13 protein-coding genes are annotated in these 19,244 nt (G+C 64.2%); 9 read left to right on the forward strand and 4 right to left on the reverse strand.

Annotated features, from left to right (window positions below; translation table 11 throughout):
• Positions 1-11 precede the first annotated feature (11 nt).
• Positions 12-350, forward strand: a complete 339-nt coding sequence (locus ABQF30_RS10390) for a hemophore-related protein (protein WP_448462967.1) — start codon at positions 12-14, stop codon at positions 348-350.
• A 40-nt stretch (positions 351-390) separates the two neighbouring features.
• Here ABQF30_RS10390 and ABQF30_RS10395 read toward each other — a convergent pair whose 3' ends face one another.
• The gene (locus ABQF30_RS10395) at positions 391-1,683 is read right to left on the reverse strand and encodes a condensation domain-containing protein (protein ID WP_448463604.1); all 1,293 of its coding nucleotides are present in this window, start codon (positions 1,681-1,683) and stop codon (positions 391-393) included.
• Positions 1,684-1,822: 139 nt separating this feature from the next.
• Positions 1,823-8,104, reverse strand: coding sequence for a sulfolipid-1 biosynthesis phthioceranic/hydroxyphthioceranic acid synthase (gene pks2, locus ABQF30_RS10400; protein WP_448462969.1), 6,282 nt, complete (start codon positions 8,102-8,104; stop codon positions 1,823-1,825).
• Positions 8,105-8,447: 343 nt separating this feature from the next.
• On the opposite strand from pks2, the gene ABQF30_RS10405 reads away from it, so the two are divergent.
• Positions 8,448-9,227 (forward strand): GAP family protein, encoded by a 780-nt coding sequence (locus ABQF30_RS10405; RefSeq protein WP_448462971.1) that lies wholly within the window; start codon positions 8,448-8,450, stop codon positions 9,225-9,227.
• A gap of 25 nt (positions 9,228-9,252) precedes the next feature.
• Here ABQF30_RS10405 and ABQF30_RS10410 read toward each other — a convergent pair whose 3' ends face one another.
• On the reverse strand, positions 9,253-10,530 hold the full coding sequence (locus tag ABQF30_RS10410) for a glycosyltransferase (RefSeq protein ID WP_448462973.1): 1,278 nt from the start codon (positions 10,528-10,530) through the stop codon (positions 9,253-9,255).
• Between the two features lie 452 nt (positions 10,531-10,982).
• Here ABQF30_RS10410 and ABQF30_RS10415 point away from each other — a divergent pair, with 452 nt between their 5' ends.
• From ABQF30_RS10415 to ABQF30_RS10430, 4 genes are all read left to right on the forward strand, one after another.
• Entirely contained in the window at positions 10,983-11,927 is a 945-nt protein-coding gene (locus ABQF30_RS10415; RefSeq protein ID WP_448463606.1) for a sulfotransferase family protein, read from the forward strand.
• A 188-nt stretch (positions 11,928-12,115) separates the two neighbouring features.
• Positions 12,116-13,396 carry a glycosyltransferase gene (locus ABQF30_RS10420; protein ID WP_448462975.1) on the forward strand — a complete coding sequence of 427 codons (1,281 nt, stop codon included), beginning with the start codon at positions 12,116-12,118 and terminating at the stop codon, positions 13,394-13,396.
• Positions 13,397-13,423: 27 nt separating this feature from the next.
• Entirely contained in the window at positions 13,424-14,215 is a 792-nt protein-coding gene (locus ABQF30_RS10425) for a class I SAM-dependent methyltransferase (RefSeq protein WP_448462977.1), read from the forward strand.
• A gap of 92 nt (positions 14,216-14,307) precedes the next feature.
• Positions 14,308-15,030, forward strand: a complete 723-nt coding sequence (locus ABQF30_RS10430) for a TylF/MycF/NovP-related O-methyltransferase (protein WP_448463608.1) — start codon at positions 14,308-14,310, stop codon at positions 15,028-15,030.
• Between the two features lie 4 nt (positions 15,031-15,034).
• Here ABQF30_RS10430 and ABQF30_RS10435 read toward each other — a convergent pair whose 3' ends face one another.
• Complete coding sequence (locus ABQF30_RS10435; protein ID WP_448462979.1) at positions 15,035-15,826, reverse strand: GAP family protein; 792 nt, start codon at positions 15,824-15,826, stop codon at positions 15,035-15,037.
• A gap of 136 nt (positions 15,827-15,962) precedes the next feature.
• On the opposite strand from ABQF30_RS10435, the gene ABQF30_RS10440 reads away from it, so the two are divergent.
• From ABQF30_RS10440 to ABQF30_RS10450, 3 genes are all read left to right on the forward strand, one after another.
• Positions 15,963-16,943: a class I SAM-dependent methyltransferase gene (locus ABQF30_RS10440; protein ID WP_448462981.1), complete on the forward strand. Its 981-nt coding sequence runs from the start codon at positions 15,963-15,965 to the stop codon at positions 16,941-16,943.
• A gap of 174 nt (positions 16,944-17,117) precedes the next feature.
• Complete coding sequence (locus ABQF30_RS10445) at positions 17,118-17,957, forward strand: TylF/MycF/NovP-related O-methyltransferase (protein ID WP_448462983.1); 840 nt, start codon at positions 17,118-17,120, stop codon at positions 17,955-17,957.
• A gap of 19 nt (positions 17,958-17,976) precedes the next feature.
• A complete protein-coding gene (locus ABQF30_RS10450; RefSeq protein ID WP_448462985.1) occupies positions 17,977-19,242 on the forward strand; it encodes a glycosyltransferase in 1,266 nt (421 codons plus the stop codon).
• Positions 19,243-19,244 lie beyond the last annotated feature (2 nt).

Here is a 19,244-nt window from a genome sequence, read left to right on the forward strand (position 1 = left end):
GAAGTCTGCACATGTTCCATCTGTCGTTGACCAGAGTGGCTGTCGGGCTTGGGGGGCTTGCATTGTCGTTGACCGCCGGGGCCGGGATCGCTGCCGCGGGACCCAATTTGGATTCGGCCATCAACACGACGTGCAGTTATCCGCAATTGGTGGCGGCGCTCAACGCACAGGATCCGCAAGTGGGCAGAGCATTCGATCAAACGCCTCTACTGCAGCGCGGTTTGCGGGAATTCCTTGCCGCCGGGCCAGACAGGCGGGCGCAGACGGCTCAGGATGTGGCGAACGCACCGATGTTCCGGCCGTACCTCGGCTCGATTGAGCAGGCTTTCAACACCTGCCATAACTTCTGACCAGATTCGCTGGCCCACTGCGGTGTTCACCCGCAGCGGGTCAGTGAATCTCGCCGCTCAGGCTGAAATCAGCCAGCGTATCTGCGGCCACCGCACGCAGAGCGTCCTTCGTGTTCTGTGCGTCCGGTTGGTAGGCGCCGACGCTGATGAAGATATTGCCGTTGATACGGCCCGAGAGAACGATCATTCGGCCGCCGATGCGGTCTAGGAGCCGTCGTGATTCGCGTTGCCCAGTCCCTCGGGCATTCTCGAACTCGGCGATTGTGCCTGCGGGGCAGCCGATTATCGAGTCGAGGTCGCCGAGATACGAACAGAACACCGACTGATCGGGATCTGCGGGCATCTTGGCGACCATCCGTTTCAGCGCCCGCTTCGGCGCGAACGACGGCAGCCACAGCAGCTGCTTCGACTCGTCCGGTGTCTCCTTCAAGTCATTCAGCGTCTGCTTGATCGTGGCGCGGATGTCCCGCAGATCCGTCGTCAGGGGCGCCGGATCGATGGTGACGCGCGCATACGACAGTGCCATCGCACGGGTGTCGTCTTCAGTGCGGTCGCTGATGGGAACTTGTAGGGTGACGGCGCCGTCATCGGCCCTCCGGCGCCCGATGCGCTCGCCGAACTTCGCAGCGAACGCCGCGGCCAGCGTGTGACTCGCTCCGCCGAGAGCCTCCGCACGGGCATCCCAATCGTTCAGGCCGACGTAGATCGTGATCGCGGGCACCAGGACGACTTCATTGTCATCGCCGCCGACGGCGTTGACGGCGGCGGGCCGTGGTGCCGGAGAACGCTGATTCTCAGCCTTGGTACGGGCCTGTTTCCGGGCCAGTTTGGCTGCCGTGACGAGTGCCCGGCCGACCTGGGGTACGTCGCGCGCCGTCGCGAGGGCATCCTCGCGCAGCGCGCGTAGTCGAGTCCGCGAGCGCGGCGGCGGATAGCCGAGATCGCGCGTCTTGCCAAGGGCCGCTTCGATTATCACGAGTGCGAGCCCGAGACCGTCGATGAGGTTGTGCGAAAGCACGAGGCTGATCGCGGTCGAACCGTCGGTAAGGGGAAGGACGCCGATGTGCCAGCCGGGCCCTGATTCAGCATCAATGGGCAGTTGTGAGCGTTCATCGACCCAGTCGCTGAAGTCGGCCCGGGGACGGGCGCGCTGAGCGATGTCGATGTCCGACGGCCCGCGATCGAGGACCCATCGATGCCGGGCGATCGGCAGCGCCGGACGCTCGATGCGCCGACCCAACAACCCCTGACCGAGATTGTGGTGAAACTGCCGCAGCGCATCGAGGTCGACAGCGTGCTCATACAACCAGGTGACCTGGATGACCACGTTCATGTCGGCGGCGTGATGCTCCGCCAACAAGGCTTCGTCCGCCAAAGCCAGCCGATTGTCCGGTCGCGCATCACCTTTGGATGGGCGCTTACGCTCAGGCACCAATCACCCTCCTTCATTCTCCAGCCGTGCGTTCACGGCTTTACGTAGTGGTTCGCGTTGTCTGCAATGTGGCCAGCGAGTCGGCGAGGTGCCGGCCTAAGGCCCGCGCGGTGTTGTGCGTGGCAATGGCCTTGGGGGTGATGCGAATTCCGGTTTCGGTTTCGATGCGGCTGCGCAATTCGAGGTAACCCAGGGAGTCCAGGCCGTGGTCGGGGAACGGGTGGTCGGGATCGACGGTTCGGCGCAGGATGAGGCCGGCCTGTTCGGTCACCAGGCGCCGAAGCCGCGCCGGCCACTCGTCTGGGGACAGAGACAGCAACTCGGCGCGCACAGTGGCGGTGTCGTGGTGCTCTGCTCCGCCCGCGGTCTTGAACGCCTCGGCGAACGGGCTGCGCGCAACGAGGGCGGTGAACAACGGCGTTCCGGACGTGGGCATGTACCCGGTGTAGGCGCGGTCGTACCGCAGCAGCGTCTGGAAGGCGTGCGCGCCCTCGTGGGGGGCGATCATCGTCGTGCGGCCTTCTTCCATGGCCGCGGCGCGGCCGATCTGTGCCCACGCTCCCCACGCAATCGTGGTGGCGGGCAGGCCTTGAGCGCGTCGCCAATGGGCGAAGGCGTCGAGCCAGCTGTTCGCCGCCGCGTACGCTCCCTGGCCCGGCGAGCCGAGCAGCGCGGCTGCCGACGAGAACGAGCAGAACCAGTCCAGTGGCTGTCCGGCCGTCGCCTGGTGCAGGTGCCAGGCACCGCAGACCTTGGCCACCCAGTCTCGGTCGATCAGATCGTCCGTAATGGTGGTGAGGGTGGCGTCCTCCACCACCGCGGCGGCGTGCAGTACACCACGTACTCCAAGCCCGGTGGCAGTGGCGGCGGCGACCAAGCGACCGGCGGTTTCCGGCTCGGCGATGTCGCCGCACTCCACGTGGATGTCGGCGCCGGTCGCACGGATATCCGCAATAGCCTTCTGGGCCTGGGGGCTTGGTTGCGATCGGCTGGTCAGCACGATGCGGCGGCAGCCCGCCGCCGCCATCTCGGCAGCGAGGAACAGCCCCAGACCGCCAAGCCCGCCGGTGATGATGTAGGCGCCGTCGGAGCGGAAGACCCGCGCCTGCTCCGGTGGCACCACGACGCTGCTGCGTCCACGGCGCGGGACGTCGAGCACGAGCTTTCCCGTGTGCTCGGCCCCGGCCATCACCCGAATCGCGGTCGCCGCCTCGGCGAGCGGATAGTGAGTCCTCTTTGGTGCTGCCAACTCACCGTCTGCGACGAGCCGGTACACGTGGCGTAGCAGATCCGCGACTTTCTGCGGACGACTGGTGACCATCAACGCCAGGTCGACGTAGTGGAACGTGAGGTTGCGGCGGAAGGGATACAGCCCCAGCCGGGTGTTGGCGTAGACGTCGCGTTTGCCGATCTCCACGAAACGTCCGTCGATGGACAGCAGTTCGAGCCCGGCGCGCTGGGCGGCGCCGGTGAGGGAGTTGAGCACGACATCCACGCCGTATCCGTCGGTGTCGCGGCGGATCGCCTCGGCGAACTCGATGCTGCGTGAGTCGTAGACATGCGCTATGCCCATGCGGCGCAGCAATTCTCGACGCGCCGGACTGCCGGCCGTGGCGAAGATCTCCGCACCCGTGGCCCTGGCGATCGCGATGGCCGCCTGGCCCACGCCGCCGGTGGCGGAGTGGATCAACACCCGGTCACCGGCGCGGATCCGGGCTTGGTCGTGCAGGCCGTACCAGGCGGTCGCGTATGCGGTGGTCGTTGCGGCGGCCACCTCGTCGGTCAGCCCGGGTGGCAGTGTGACGGCGGCGCGCGCGTCGCAGGTGACGAACGTGGCCCAGCACCCGTTCTTGGAGAAGCCGCCGACATGGTCACCGATCCGGTGATCGGTGACGTCGGGTCCGACGGCGGTCACGACGCCGGCGAAATCGGTGCCCGGCTGCGGCAGAAGTCCTTCGACGCTGGGGTATTGACCGAAGGCGACCAGGACATCGGCGAAGTTGATGCTGGATGCGGTGACCGCGACTTCGATCTCTCCGCGCCCCGGCGGAACACGTTCGAAGGCCGCGAACTCCATGCTGGCCAGGTCACCAGGAGTGCGGATCTCCAGGCGCATACCGTCGCTCTCGTGATTCACCGCGGTAGTGCGCCGCTCGTCCGGGCGCAACGGTGTGGGCCGCAGTCGCGCGACGTGCCATTGGCCACCCCGCCAAGCGGTTTCGTCCTCGTTCGAGCCGGACAGCAATTCCAGGGCCAGCATTTCGGGGTCGTAGTCGTCGTCCACATCGATGTGGGTGGGACGCAGCTCTGGATGTTCGGCACCGACTACGCGGACCAGTCCGCGCAGCCCCGCTTGTTCCAGGTTGGCCCCCTCCCCGTGCCGGACGGTTTGAGTGGCCCTGGTCAGCACGTAGAGACGCGGCGGTTGCTCCGGTGATTCAGTCAGTTCGCGGGCAATTCGCACGAGGCGAGACACATGCTCGCGGGCCCGGACCAGTCCGTCTTCGTCCGGGTCTCCCACCGGTCCGAACACGACGACCAGGCCTTTGACGGCGCTCGCGCGCAGCCGGCCGTTCAGCTGTTCCACACAGGTCGCATGGTCGGCATGCTGCGGCCAACTAAGCCAATCACAGCGCGCATCAAGGGATTTCAATGCATCGACGAGCCCGGTTGCCAGGGAGTCCTCGGTATCAGAGTTGGTTATCAGCAGCCACTGGCCAGGATCGGTATCCGGGGCGACGGGTGGCTCGCTGCACCGCCACTCGACGGCAAGGAGCCGATCGGCGAGCACCCGCTGCGCGTCACTCCCGGCGGTGGCACTGCTGCCCAGCCGGAACCCCCGCATGATCAGCACTGGCATCCCGGACTCGTCGAGCACATCGAGGTCGGCCTCGAACCCCGACTGATCATGCGGGGTCAACCGGACGAGGCAGTAGCGGGGATTGCGTGCCGGGTCGCAAATGCGGAGCAGTCGCACACCCATCGGCACCAGCAAGCCGCCGTCGCCGACCGCCGGATGGGCAGCGACGGCCTGGAAGCACGCGTCGAGCAACACCGGATGCACGCGGTACGCGCCCCGCTGAGCGCGAAGCGCCTTGGGCAGCGCAATCTCGGCCACCAGAGTGGGCGCGTCCTCGGCGGTGTGGACGGCGATCAGACCGGCGAAAGCAGGACCCAGCTGGACTCCCCGTAGGTCGAACCGCTGCCGTAATTCCTCCCCGTCGATATGTGACGGGTGCGCGGCGAGGAGCGCAGGTACGTCACATGGCGTCGGCGAGGCCTCGTCGTCAGCAAGGCGCAGGGTGGCAACGGCTCGCTGGGTGCGTTCGCCTTCGTGATCGGTCAGCACCTCGAATTCTGCGATGCCAGGCGCGTCAACCGATGCCACGGTGGTTACCTGGGTTTGCTTGTCCAGCAACAACATCTGCTCGAAGCGGATGCCACGAACCTCGGATTGCTCGCCCAGCACCAGGTGAGCAGCTGACAACGCCATCTCACAATAGGCAGCCCCGGGAAGGGCAGGCAGGGCATGAACCCGATGGTCGCTCAGCCACGGCAGTGCCGCGGTCCCGACATCGCCCTGCCAAGCGTGGCGCTCCGGCTCCTCGGGTAGGCGGACATGTGCCCCGAGCAATGGATGCACGGCAACGGTCCGAGTACCGAGTCCCTGGTTGCCCGGGCCACCTGAGCCGACACGCAGTTGGCGGTGCGTCCAGGTCGGCAGGGGTGCATCGACCAGCCGTCCCTCCGGATACAGTGCCGCGAAATCCACTGCGGCGCCGACACAATGGAGATTCGCCAGAAGTTCAGACAGTCCGTGCGGCAGCTCCTGTTGGCGCAACAGGCAGGGCAGGGCCAGAGCTGAGACATCGGCTGCCCGCGCGGACTGCTCCACCGCGCGGGTCAACAACGGATGAGGGGAGAGCTCCGCGAACACTCGATGGCCGTCCTCGAGTGCGGCCTGTACCGCGTCGGCGAACCGCACCGGACGCCGCAGATTGTCCACCCAGTAACGGCCGTCGGTGACCGGTTGCGCCCGTGGATCATCCAACGTGGCCGAGTAGTACGGGACTGACGGCGTCACGGGCGACAGGTCGGCCAACGCCTCGGCCAACTCGGCGAGGATGGGATCGACCTGGGGGGAGTGCGACGCGACGTCGACCGCCACTTCGCGTGCCATGATGCCGCGGCGCTCCCACATCGCCACCAAGTCCTGAACCGACTCGGTCGTGCCGCCGATGACGGTGGACTCCGGCGAGGCAATTACCGACACCACGACATCCGAAATGGTGCGGGCCGCCATCTCCTCACGCACGCGCGCGGCAGGCAGCTCCACCGAGGCCATCGCCCCGGCGCCGGCGACGGTGCACAGCAACCGGGAGCGGCGGCAGATGACGCGCACCCCGTCTTCGAGCGAAAGTGCCCCTGCGACAACGGCGGCCGCGACCTCCCCGAGCGAATGCCCGATGACCGCGCCGGGCACGACCCCATGGGAGCGCATCGCTGCGGCCAACGCGACCTGCATGGTGAACAGGGTCGGCTGGATCTGGTCGATGCCGGTGACCGTATGCTGCGCCGACATCGCCTGGGTGACCGAGAATCCGGCTTCGGCGGCGATCAACGGCTCCGCCTGCGCGACCGTCGCGGCGAAGACCGGCTCGGCCGCCAGCAGGTCCGCACCCATCGCGGCCCACTGTGAGCCCTGCCCGGAGAACACCCATACGGGTCCCCGGTCGTCCTGGCCTACTGCGGGTGGATACGCGGCGTCGCCGTCGGCGACGTTGTGCAGACGCTCGGTCAGCTCCCCGAGGGTCGCGGCGACCACGGCCGCGCGCACCGGACGGTGTCCGCGCCGGCGCGCCAAGGTGTAGGCCAGATCGGACGGCACCAGCTGATCCGTGTGGCGGCTCACCCACTCGGCCAGTCGCGCCGAGGAACGGCGCAGCTCTTCGGTCGAGGTAGCCGACAGCGCGAACACCAGGGAGCGGGCGGGGCCGGGGGAGAGGTCGTGTTGGTGCGCGGTGTCCGGGGCTTGTTCCAGCACGGCATGCACGTTTGTTCCGCTGAGACCGTACGACGACACGGCAGCACGCCGTCGCTCCTGGTCGTTTCGCGACGGCCACGGCATGGCCGCTGTCGGTACGAACAGGCCCGTCTCGATCTGTGCTAGCTCATCGGGCAGCCGGGTGAAGTGCAGCGATGGCGGGATCACCCCTTGTTGCAGTGCCAGGGCGGCCTTGATCAACCCCAACGTGCCTGCCGCGGCCTCGGTGTGCCCGAAGTTGCTCTTCGCCGATCCGAGCGCACAAGGCTCACCGCCTGTGCCGTATACCTGGGCAAGGCTGCCGAACTCGATCGGGTCACCGACCCGGGTGCCGGTGCCGTGGGCTTCCACCATGCCGACCGTTGTGGGATCCACGCCCGCCGCGGCCAGCGCCGCCCGGTACGCGTTGGCCTGCGCATCGAGCGACGGCCGGGAAATGGTTTTGGTGCGGCCATCGTGGTTGGCTGCGGTGCCGCGTACCACAGCGTGGATCCGATCGCCGTCTCGCAGGGCATCCGGCAGCCGCTTCAGCAACACCACGGAACATCCCTCGGAACGCACGAACCCGTCCGCCGCGGCGTCGAACGAATGGCAGTGGCCTGTGCGGGAGTACATGCCAAGCGCCGAACCCGCCGCGTTCATGATCCCGGACATCATCACGTTGACCCCGCCGGCGAGGGCAAGGTCGCTCTCGCCGTGGTGCAGGCTGCGACACGCCAGGTGCAAGGTGAGCAGACCGGTCGAACATGCGGAGTCCACCGTCATCGCCGGGCCGTGTACCCCCAGCCAGTAGGCAATGCGCCCGGAGGCCATGCTGAGTGTGGTCCCAGGGTAGGCGTAGGCATCGTGTATCGCGCCCGCCTCGAATGTAAGTGCGGTGTAGTCATCGTGAGACAACCCCACGAAGACGCCCGTATTGGATCCGAACAGCGAGCGGGGAGCCAGGCCGGCATGCTCGATGGCCTCCCATGCTGTTTCCATCAACACCCGGTGGTGCGGATCCATATGAGTCGCTTCATGCTTGCGGAGACCGAAGAACTCGGCGTCGAAACCCCAGATGTCGTCCAGGAATCCGCCATATCGCGTCACCGACTTGCCGGGCACGCCCGGTTCCGGATCGTAGAATTCGTCGACGTCCCAACGGTCGGCCGGGATTTCGGTGACCAAGTCGTCGCCCCGCTGGAACGCTTCCCACAACTTCTCTGGCGAGTCGATACCCCCGGGGAGCCGGCAACCCATTCCGATCACTGCAACAGGAGTGACGGATGGGTCCGTCATAGCCGTTCACCTCTTTCCAGCCGGTGTTCCAGCAGGCACGGCTGAATCCCGATACGGGTCGGGCTATCGCAGCGGCGTGCTGCCGGCCGTTCAGTCGAGCTCACATTGAATTGAACAGGTCGGTAGCCTAACCACTCCGCTGAGATGTGGTGTGAAAATCGGGATGCCTCGGCGCTCTCCGGTCCGACGGAAGCCGCCGGGGGTGAAAAGATCCGAGCCACAGCCGTCGAGGATCTCGATTTTCGGCGGCCGTCGACCTGAATGTATGCAGGGCAGAGTCCCGGCCTGGACGTCGGGCACCATTTCGCCGAGCAAATGCGCTCGGCACGGTAGGGTTCCGGCCGTGTGGAGCACGCTGCTGGGTTTCGCGTTTCTGTTCGCTATCAACCCGGTGCTTCTTGCCATCATCGTTTTGATGGTCTCCCGACCACGACCAGTGCAAAACCTGCTGGCGTACTGGGCAGGCAGCGTGATGGTGACCATTCCCTGTCTGTTGGTCCCGCTGCTGGTGCTGGACGCTACGTTCAGAGCAGATGATGTGGCCAGCCCGGCCACGAACTCCGTAGTCCGCTACTTCCAACTCGGTATGAGTGTGCTCGCGCTGGCCCTTGCCGTGTTGATGATTGTGCGCGGAGCGCGTCAGCGGGCACAGGTGCCGGTACCCGTCGGGGCCGCATCGGGACCGGAGGCGGACTCAGATCCGCCGAACCCGGTCGCATCGCCGTTCGGCCGCGCGTCGGACACCCCGATAGAGGGCGCATCCGTATTCCGGCGCCTGCTCAGCCGCCTCCAGAAGGCGTGGGAAGACGGTGCATTGTGGGTCGCGTTCGTGTTCGGACTCGGCGGGTTCCCGCCGCCCCCCGTAGTGCTGTTCGTGGGTGCGACCATCATGGCTGCGGGAGTCCCGACCGGCACGCAGGTCCTCGCCGTCGTCGTATTCGTCGTCGCGATGTTTGCGGTTATCGAGATCACCCTCGTGAGTTATCTGGTCGCGCCGACGAAAACCCTTGCGGTCCTACGGCCGATGCATGACTGGGCGCTGGCGCACCGTCGACAGATCCTGATAGCCCTCTTCGCGGTGGGCGGATCCTTTGGGCTCGCCCACAGCTTGGGCATTGTTTGAGCTGGTGGCTCAGAGTGGTGACGGGTCAGTCAGTCCGCCTTGAACCGGCGAATTCTTCCAGGAGATCAGCGGTGCCGGTAACGCTTTCAGCGGGTTTGGTCATCTGGGTAGCGATCTCGCGGGTTTGGGCTACATATCCTGGTTCCAGGATCGTTCGCAGATCCGCTACCAGTGATTCGCGGGTAACAGCCGAAATGCGGCGCCCAAAACCAGCTTTCAGTCGTTTGACCCGAGATGCCCAGATCGCCTGATCGAGCGCCGTCCAGAGAATCAGCATAGGGACTCCGGCGCGCAGACCCGCGGATATCGTTCCCATGCCACCGTGGTGCACCAGGGCGCGGCAGGCCGGAAAGGCCGCCGCGAAATTCATCGTGTCCACCACCTTGACGTGGTCGAAGCCGGGGACGTCGCTGAATTCGCTCAAGGCGGAGCAAACCAGCGCCCGCTCACCCAACTGCGCGCAGGCCGTGCTGATCATGGCGAGCGTGTCAGCGGCGGATTTCACTGGCGTGCTGCCGAACCCGAAGAAAATCGGAGGTGTTCCCGCGGCAATCCACGACGCAACCTCCTCGTCGGTATCCGTGGTCAACTCCATCGTCAGAGCGCCGACAAGCGGCCGTTGACCATTCCATTTCGCCCATTCGGCCGCCAGCCCCGGAAAGCAGACCTCGTCGTAGGCCTGGATTTCCAACGACCCGCGTTCCGTGATCCGCCGTGGCGCGGAGCGCTCGGCCTTCGGCAGGCCCAGTTGGCGGCGCTGCGCATCGTCGAACTTCTTCACCCCGCGCCAGTTCGCCCATTCGAACACTGCCAGTGCTTGCCGGCCCAACGACGACGACAGGAACGGCACCGTATGGCCGTTGGCCCGCACCGGCGAGACATGCAGCGTGGCCAACGGAATGTCGTAATACTCGGCGACGTTGGCAGCCGGCTGCTCGAAATTCAGAAAGGTGACCAGCAGGTCGGCCCCGTCCGCCAGCGATGTCAGCGTCGCGGTGATCTCATCCCAGAACTGGATGACCGACTCCCCGATTTCGCGCATCTCACGCCATACTTCGATCAATTCTCGGATCTTCCAGAAGTTGCCGAAGAATCGCGTCCAGAGGTCGCGGTGCGCGCCCGACCATACCTTCGTGTCCGGCCCGTACGGGACCGCCGCAAGTCCGGCTGACTTGGCGAAGTCAACCAGGTCGGGCGAGACAGCCATGCATACTTCGTGCCCGCGACGCTGAAGTTCAACGCCGACCGCGACGCAGGGCTCCACATCGCCCCGAGTTCCATAGCTTGCCAGCACCACTTTCATCGAGGACCTTTCGGCATGGAATCTCTCTGACCTGTAGCGAACGACGCTGAACCAGCCCAGCTCGGCGCTGAATATCGAGAGGCTAACCTACGTACCTGCGGTGTGCGGCGTTCTCGCCGATCTACTTGGCGCGGGTCACCAGCAGTCGTCCTGCGCCACCGCGCAAGCACGCATTCCTGAAGTGGGAGCTATTGTGCTGCAATACATTAGATGAGACCGCTCAGGCATGGGCATGGTAACCGAGTGGCGCAAGAGGCGGGGGATGTCCTCCACCACGTCGGGGCATTGCAGCCGAGGTGAGCCCCGTCTGCCCGGGGATTATGCGGCATAAAGCGATTCACGACGATAGCGCCGGGCTCATGGTTTATTGTCGCGGCAGTCACTCGCATAGTCGAAGCATTTCTCGAAGGGATGTGCCGACGTACTTGGTCAGCCGGCCGCAGGAGGATCTTATGGCCGCTCGCCCCACCGTTCTGTTCGTGCTGGGTTTCAACCGGTCCGGAACGTCGGCGCTCACCCGGGTTCTCTCGCTTTGCGGAGCTGCGCTCCCGACCGGGTTGGTGGGCGCTATGGCGGCCAATCCTCTCGGCCATTGGGAACCGCGGGCAGCCAACTACATCAATGAAGCCATCTTGCAACGCCACCGCAGCACCACCTTCGACCCGACACTGCGATTGCAGGAGGAAGGGGCGTTCGACGCCAACGAGAAGGCCGCCTGGATCGCCGAGATCCGGACGTTTTTCAGCGCGTTGCCTGCCGCGCCGCTCGTGGTTGTCAAGGACCCGAGAATTACGGTGTTGTCCGGCTTGTGGTTCGAGGCAGCGCGTCTGGCCGGATTCGACATCGTGACCGCAATTGCGGTTCGCCATCCGCAGGAGGTCATCGCATCGGTTGCGAAAAACAGCCCAGCCTCCCCGCAGCTCTCCAGTGCGGTCTGGCTGAAGGCCAATCTGTTGGCCGAACGAGATACTCGCGACTCGCCGCGCGTGTTCGTCGAGTACGCCAACCTCCTGGATGACTGGCGTCGGGAAGTGAAGCGAATTTCGGTAGCGCTCGGGCTCGATCTCGATACCCGCGATGAGGGCGCGATCGACGACTTTCTCACACCGGATCTTCACCGCGAGCGACACTATGGCCCGGTGGCAGAACCCTTCGGCACAGACTGGATGTCTGTGGTCTACGAATGCCTGTGCGCGGCTGCGCGGGACGAGCCCTGGGATCAGGCTGCACTGGACCAAGTTTTCGAGGCGTATCGAGCGACCACACAAGGATTTCAGCCGGTGTTCGAGGATTTCCACCGTTTGCGCAAGTTCAATCGGCTATTCCCGCCGTCCATCATCAAGCTGAACTATGAGGTCCTCGCAATGGTCAACCGGCGCCGCGGGACTTGGGCCTAGAACTCGAAACAATGCCCAGCCTGAACCATTCTGTCGCACAAGGCTTCCGGTGGCGTAGGAGGGCGAAGTTTCCCTCCCCGGGAATCGGCTGCGCAGTTTTGAACCGGAACTGACAAAGGATCGGGATAATGACCGATGCCCATGGCGTTGACCATGGGTACGACGACTGAAAGCTAGAGGTTTCCGCCTTGAAATTTGTGCTGGCGTTCTATGGAACTCGTGGTGATGTTGAGCCCGGTGTCGCTGTCGGACGTGAGTTGCTGCGCCGCGGGCACGACGTGCGGATGGCCGTTCCGCCCGACCTGGTCGGCTTCGCCGAGGCGGCTGGGCTGACCGCGGTCGCCTGCGGCCCCGATGTCCGCGTGTGGCAGGACGTGAACCGTGACTTCTGGGCCCGATTCTTGCGGAACTTCTGGAAGAACTTCTGGCGGATCGGGGATCTGAAGGAGCTGTTGGGCGAGGATTGGCAGTTGTTGACTCAGTGCTGGCAGGACGTCAGCACGACGCTGAAGTCGCTGGCGGCCGATACCGATCTTCTGTTCACCGGCGTGATCGGCGAGGAGTCCGCCGGCAACGTCGCGGAGCATTACGGCATTCCGTTGGCGACGCTGCATGTGTTCCCGATGCGGGCCAACGGCCAACTCGTTCCGAGTCTGCCTTCGGCGGTGGGCCGGTCGGTGATGAAGGCGTCGGAGTGGTTGGGTTGGCCCATGTTGAAACGGCTCGATGACGGGCAGCGTCGTGAACTGGGCCTACCAAAGGCCAAAGGGCCTTCTCCGTGGCGGATCACCGCGCGCGGATCGCTGGAGATCCAGGCCTACGACGAGGTTTGCTTTCCCGGACTGGCAGATGAATGGGCGAAGTTCGATGGCCGACGTCCCTTCGTCGGCGCGCTTACCTTGGATTTGCCGACCGAATCCGATGATGAGGTCGCCTCGTGGATCGCGGCGGGGACGCCTCCTATTGGCTTCGGCTTTGGCAGCATGCCGGTCGAATCTGCCGCCGACACGCTTTCCATGATCAGCGGGGCCTGTGATCAGTTGGGTGAGCGGGCGTTGGTTTGCGCGGGGTCGAGCGACTTCAGCGGGGTTGCCCATTCCGACCACGTCAAAGTGGTCGAGTCGATGAACTACACGGCCGCTTTCCCCGCTTGCCGCGCGGTTGTGCATCACGGTGGCGCGGGCACCACGGCCGCGAGTCTGCGCGCCGGAGTTCCCACCTTGGTCCTTTCGACAGACCTCGATCAGACCCTGTGGGGAGCACGCGTCAAGAAACTGAAAGTGGGTACCGCTCGGCGCTTTTCGGCCACAACAGAGAAGTCGTTGGTGGCGGACATACGCACCGTCCTCGACCCGCAGTATGTCGCGCGCGCCCGCGAGGTCGCCACCCAGATGACCAAGACCGCCGAAAGCGTTACGACCACCGCCGATCTATTGGAGAATTTCGCCGGCCGCAAGCTTGTCGGCTGACCGGCGCGGGCCGTCGGATTGAAGAACATGGACAGCAGAACCCGAGACATCGCGAGCATGCCCAGGGGCGGGCCGGACGCGTCCTGGCTGGACCGGCGATTGCAGACCGACCGGCTGGAATACCTGGACCGCAACGATGTCGACGATCTGAAGCGCAAGGTCATGGTTTCCCTCGACCGCGCCGGCCGGCGACGCTGGATCGGCGTTCACGACAAGTGCGCCCGGATGGCTCTTCGTGAAGTGGCCGATGTGCCATCTCCGAAGATCCTCGAACTCGGGGCCGGCTTCGGCGGGTTGTCGCGCAAGCTGCTGCAGAATCACCCGACCGCTGCGGTGACGATCACCGACATCGATCCCGCGTTCGTGGCTGCCGTCGCCGCCAGTGACCTTGGCCGTCACCCACGTGTCACGGTGCGCGAAATGGATGCGACCGCAATCGATGCGCCGGACGGGTATTACGACCTTGCGGTGTTCGCGTTGTCATTGCACCACCTGTCACCTGAACTCGCTGCCCGGGTATTCGCCGCAGGGACCCGCGCGGCGAGGAAGTTGTTGATCGTCGACCTCCCCAGGCCGCCGGCGCCGCTGCACATGGCGTTGTTGGCGGTGGTGCTGCCACTCACGAAGCTCTCGCCGTTGCAACACGATGGGTTCATCAGCTCGCTGCGTGCCTACAGCCCGTCAGCGCTGCGTGCGCTCGCCCATCACGCAGACCCGGCGATCACCGTCGAGTTCCGGTCCCGACGCGGGTTGGGCCCGACAGTGGCCGTTGCCAGTCGTGATGGGCAAACCCACAATCCACCAAGGGAATCGCCGTGAATCCGTCGAACTCGACGAGGTTGCCGTCGGCAAAAAAAGGAGCCGTTTTGACCGCACCCGAACGTGACGTCCGATCTCTGTACCTAGACCTGATGCGACGCAATCTCACCAGAGACGGGATGCACCAGCGAATGCCCGAGGGGTGGTCGTTGCGGCGCCGCCTGCTCTTCAAAACCATCAAGAAAACGACTCCCGTGCGCTGGCCGGCGGAGGCGGAGACGATGATCGGGATGGAGAGGCTCACCAGCCTGCAGCATTGCGTTGAGACGGTGCTGGCTGAGGAAGTTCCGGGCGATCTGATCGAATGCGGGGTGTGGCGCGGAGGGGCTTGCATCATGATGCGAGCCGTCCTGGCAGCCTATGGCGATGAGACACGGCGGGTATGGCTGGCCGATTCGTTCGAGGGTCTGCCACGCCCGGATCCCGCGAAGTACAAAGCGGATAAAGGTCTCAGATTGGATCTTCTCGCGAGCATCCTGGGGGTGTCAGAGGCAGAAGTCAGGGAGAATTTCCAGCGCTACAACCTGCTGGACGACCGGGTCCACTTCCTTCCTGGCTGGTTCAAAGACACGCTGCACGACGCTCCGATCGATCGCATCGCCGTTCTGAGGCTTGACGGTGACCTGTACGAATCGACGATTCAGGCGCTTGACGCGCTGTACCCGCGATTGTCACCCGGGGGTTTCTGCGTGATCGACGACTATTACGCGATCGAGGCGTGCCGACAAGCTGTCACCGACTACCGCGCGAAACATGAGATATCTGCTCCGATCGTCGACATCGACTGGTCAGGTGTGTTGTGGCGCAAGCAGTGACGGCTCAGACACTGCCCAAGCCTCGGACCACAAGCACGACCCCGGCGACTGTGCACATCGCAATCAGGATCTTGCGATGGTGAGCCCACGCCCAGTCGTGTAGCCGTTGCACGATCGCTTCGGTTTTCGCGGGAGTGACCAGATAGCTGATCAGGATGATCTCGACAACCAAGAGCATCCCGACGATGAACGCGATCACGGCCGCGACCTGGGTGCCGATCGCGGTTCCTGAGACCACGATGATGGCGAGAAGGAACAGCGCTACGTCGGGAGGCGCACCCGCGAATCCGAGCCCGATCACGAAACTGACCCACAGGGATCCGCTTTCCCACGCATTTCGGAGGCGGCCTCGAAGGCGGCGCAATGCCGACCCGTGCTCCGTCGGCGCATCCGTCTCGCCGCCCAGTAGCCGCGAGAGTGCGGTCGGCGTATTCGAGTCCATGACCAACGTCGTCGTATTGCGGTCTGGTGTGGGCACCCGCGCGCGCTGACGCGCCGCCCAGAAGCGCACTGTCAGCAGCGTGGCAGTCGACAGTGCGAGCACACCCATGCCGATTTGGATGAACCCACCGGTCGAGCTCGTGGCCCAACCTTGCGCCGTCGATTTGAACATCGGCGTTGCGTGCAGCAGTGTCAGTGGAATTGCCAGAGTGGGGATACACGCAGTCACACAGCCTGCCCCGTAGGCGAGCAGGTTTTGCACGGGCCGCGGCCGCGAGATCACCAGAAGGGTGATGCCAAGACGCATCGGATCGAGGCCCACCAGCAGCCCTAGCGCCATCACTGAACTCAACACTGCCGGGACCCTACCGCGATGGGCTCCTGTCTGTCGGCTGTTTGCGGTGTTCTGGGCCGCCTGCCGAACCAGGCGCCGAGCCAGTGTTTACTGATCGCACACGGTACGCTTCGTCGAATTCTTTGAGGAGGGCTGAGTGCACACCGTTACCCGAGAATGTCGACTATGCGAGTCGACTGGTCCGCATCAAACTATTGAAGTTCGCGAAATGATGTTCGGGATACGAGAGCCATTCGAATATTTTGGCTGCGCTGAATGCGATACGTTACAGATCGTGAATGCGCTCGAGGGCGAAGAGCTCATGCGCCATTACCCCGAGAATTACTATTCTTACAATGCATCAGCTCAGCCCAAACTTTACCGTTGGCTGATTACCCAGATGGACAAATTCAAATTGGGTTGCGGCAGCAGGATTTTCGGTGGCCTCATGACGACGCCATTGCCCGAAGGAATTATGCGCGTCCTCCTTGGAGGCGACGTCATCAGAATGCTTGCTCAGCTACAGCTCGCACGCGACGCGCGAATTCTTGACGTGGGCTGTGGTGGCGGTGCACTGCTTGACCGGTTGGCCAGCGTGGGTTTCACCAACTTGTCTGGTGCTGATCCCTTCATCACGGCAGATGGCGAGACGCCCCGAGGCGTGCCGCTGATGAAACGAGATTTGAGCGATGTGTCTGGCGCGTTTGATCTCATCATGTTCAATCATTCGCTCGAACACGTGCCCGACCCGGTCGGGATGCTCAAGGTGGCATGCGCAAAGCTTGCTGACGGAGGTATTTGCTTGGCTCGCGTGCCGACTACCTCATCCGAAGCGTGGACCGTTTATGGGGCCGACTGGGTCCAGATCGATGCGCCTCGACATGTCGTCATACCGTCACGGCAGGGGATGGCATTGGCAGCAGAGAAGGCCGAGCTGCAAGTGGAGAAGACGTTTGATGATTCGAACTTGGGTCAATTCATGGGGAGCGAAGCCTATCGGCGTGACGTGGCAGTGACCGACCCCAAAATCCTGCGGTTGTTCGGACCCAAGCAACTCTGGAAGTGGGAAAAGCGCGCATTACGTCTGAATCAGCAGGGCCGAGGTGACCAGGCCGGTTTTGTCTTGCGGGCCAAGTAACAGAGGCGGCGGCGGCACGGCCGTATGACCGGAAGCCGCCCGTGCCGCAACAGTTTTGGTAGCTCCGGATTGCCACCGAAACTACGTTGCGATTTCGCCAGGCCGCCGGACGTCCGCCTAGTACGCTCCGGATGCACGTGGATCCATACCTCGGTGGCAGGAGCAGTCTTGACAGTGACCCAGAGCGACGTTCGATCTCTGTACCTCGACCTGATCAGGAACAACCTCACCAGGTACGGGATGCCCGAGCGGATGCCTGCGCAGTGGCCACTGCGGCGACGCCTCTTTTTCAAAACCGTCAATCGCATGATGGTGCGAAATGGTGCGCATCGACTCGCGCGAGCGACGCCGGACGCACCCCAAAGCACGCTCGTTCAGCGTAGCCGCGACTTGGGCATCGACTGGCCCGCAGAAGCCGAGACGATGATCGGAATGCAGCGGCTGACCAGTCTGCAGGAGTGTGTTGAGACGGTGCTGGCCGAGGACATTCCCGGCGACCTGATCGAATGTGGAGTGTGGCGCGGAGGGGCTTGCATCCTGATGCGTGCGGTCCTCGCGGCGTACGGCGACGAGGCGCGATCCGTGTGGGTAGCCGATTCGTTCGAGGGTCTGCCACGCGTAGATGCGGCGAACTACAAGGCAGACAAAGGGATTAAGACGGAGCGGGTTGCGGGCATACTTGGCGTGCCGGAGACGGAAGTCAGAGAGAATTTCCAGCGCTACGGCCTGCTGGATGATCAGGTCCGCTTTCTTCCCGGCTGGTTCAAAGACACGCTGCACGATGCTCCGATCGAGCGCATCGCTGTCTTGAGGCTTGATGGCGACCTCTACGAATCCACGATACAAGCGCTCGACGCGCTCTACCCGCGACTGTCCCCCGGGGGCTTCTGCATCATCGATGACTACCACGACATGGTGCCGTGTCGGCAGGCCGTCACCGATTACCGGGCGGCACATGGCATTTCGGCCGATATCGTCGAGATCGACGGCAGTGGTGTGCTGTGGCGCAAGTAGTGACAGACCAGAATCCGCAATGAAGTTTGTGCTGGCAAGCTACGGGACTCGCGGCGACATCGAACCGTGTGTCGCTATCGGCCGTGAGTTGCTGCGCCGAGGCCACGACGTGCACATGGCCGTTCCGCCCGACCTGATCGGCTTCGCCGAGGCAGCAGGACTTACGGCCGTTGCTTACGGACCAGATCTGCAGGCCGTTCTGGATGCGCACCGCAACTTCTGGACGCACTTCTTCCGCAACTTCTGGAAGGTGCCGGAACTGATCAGGTTGCGGCGCGAGGTCGTGGGGCCCTTTCTCCAGAGCTGGAAAGAGATCATCGCGACGCTCACCTCGCTGGCCGACGGGGCCGATTTGCTGTTCACCGGCGTGAATTTCGAGGATGCCGCAGGCAACGTCGCCGAGTATTACGACATTCCGTTGGCAACGCTGCATCTGTTCCCGTTGCGGGCCAACGGCCAGTTCCTGTCATTCCTGCCATCGCCGTTGGGCCGGTCCGCGATGAAGGTGTCCGAGTGGGTGGCGTGGCGCGCGGCGCGAAAGGTCGAGGGCGTGCAGCGCGGTGAGCTGCGCTTACCCAAGGCGGCACGGCCCTCGCCGTGGCGGCTCACCGAACGGGGATGCCTGGAAATCCAAGGCTACGATCAGGTCTGCTTTCCCGGGCTGGCTCGCGAATGGACGAAATGGGAGGATCAGCGGCCCTTCGTCGGCGCGCTGACAATGGATTTGGCCGCGGATGCCGATGACGAAGTCGCCTCGTGGATCGCCGCGGGAACACCACCGATCTTCTTCGGCTTTGGCAGCTTGCCGGTCGAATCCGGCACCGAAACGCTCGCGATGATCAGTGCGGCCTGCGCGCAGTTGGGCGAGCGGGCGTTGGTATGTTCTGCCGGAACTGATTACAGCCACGTTCCGGATTCCGGACACGTCAAGGTGGTGGCGGCAATGAACTACTCGGCCGCTTTTCCCACCTGCCGCGCGGTCGTGCACCATGGTGGGCTGGGCACTACCGCTGCAGGCTTGCGCGCCGGGGTTCCCACGCTGATTCTGTCGACGGACCTCGATCAGACGCTGTGGGGAGCTCGGGTCAAACGACTGAAAGTGGGTACTGCCAGGCGCTTTTCGGCGACCACTCAGAAATCGTTGATCGCTGACCTGCGCACGATCCTTGAGCCGCAATGTGTCGCACGGGCCCGCGAGTTCGCCGGCCAGATGACCAAACCCGCCGAGAGCGTTGCGATAGCTGCCGATCTTGTCGAGAAGTTCGCGGCAACTGACAGGCGGTGACG

The organism is Mycolicibacterium sp. XJ870, assembly GCF_053483975.1.

Coding starts and splice junctions, on each gene's coding strand:
- ABQF30_RS10390 (WP_448462967.1), top strand. CDS start 12: ATGTTCCATCTGTCGTTGACCAGAGTGGCTGTCGGGCTTGGGGGGCTT.
- ABQF30_RS10395 (WP_448463604.1), bottom strand. CDS start 1,683: ATGAACGTGGTCATCCAGGTCACCTGGTTGTATGAGCACGCTGTCGAC.
- pks2 (WP_448462969.1), bottom strand. CDS start 8,104: ATGACGGACCCATCCGTCACTCCTGTTGCAGTGATCGGAATGGGTTGC.
- ABQF30_RS10410 (WP_448462973.1), bottom strand. CDS start 10,530: ATGAAAGTGGTGCTGGCAAGCTATGGAACTCGGGGCGATGTGGAGCCC.
- ABQF30_RS10415 (WP_448463606.1), top strand. CDS start 10,983: ATGGCCGCTCGCCCCACCGTTCTGTTCGTGCTGGGTTTCAACCGGTCC.
- ABQF30_RS10425 (WP_448462977.1), top strand. CDS start 13,424: ATGGACAGCAGAACCCGAGACATCGCGAGCATGCCCAGGGGCGGGCCG.
- ABQF30_RS10430 (WP_448463608.1), top strand. CDS start 14,308: ATGCGACGCAATCTCACCAGAGACGGGATGCACCAGCGAATGCCCGAG.
- ABQF30_RS10450 (WP_448462985.1), top strand. CDS start 17,977: ATGAAGTTTGTGCTGGCAAGCTACGGGACTCGCGGCGACATCGAACCG.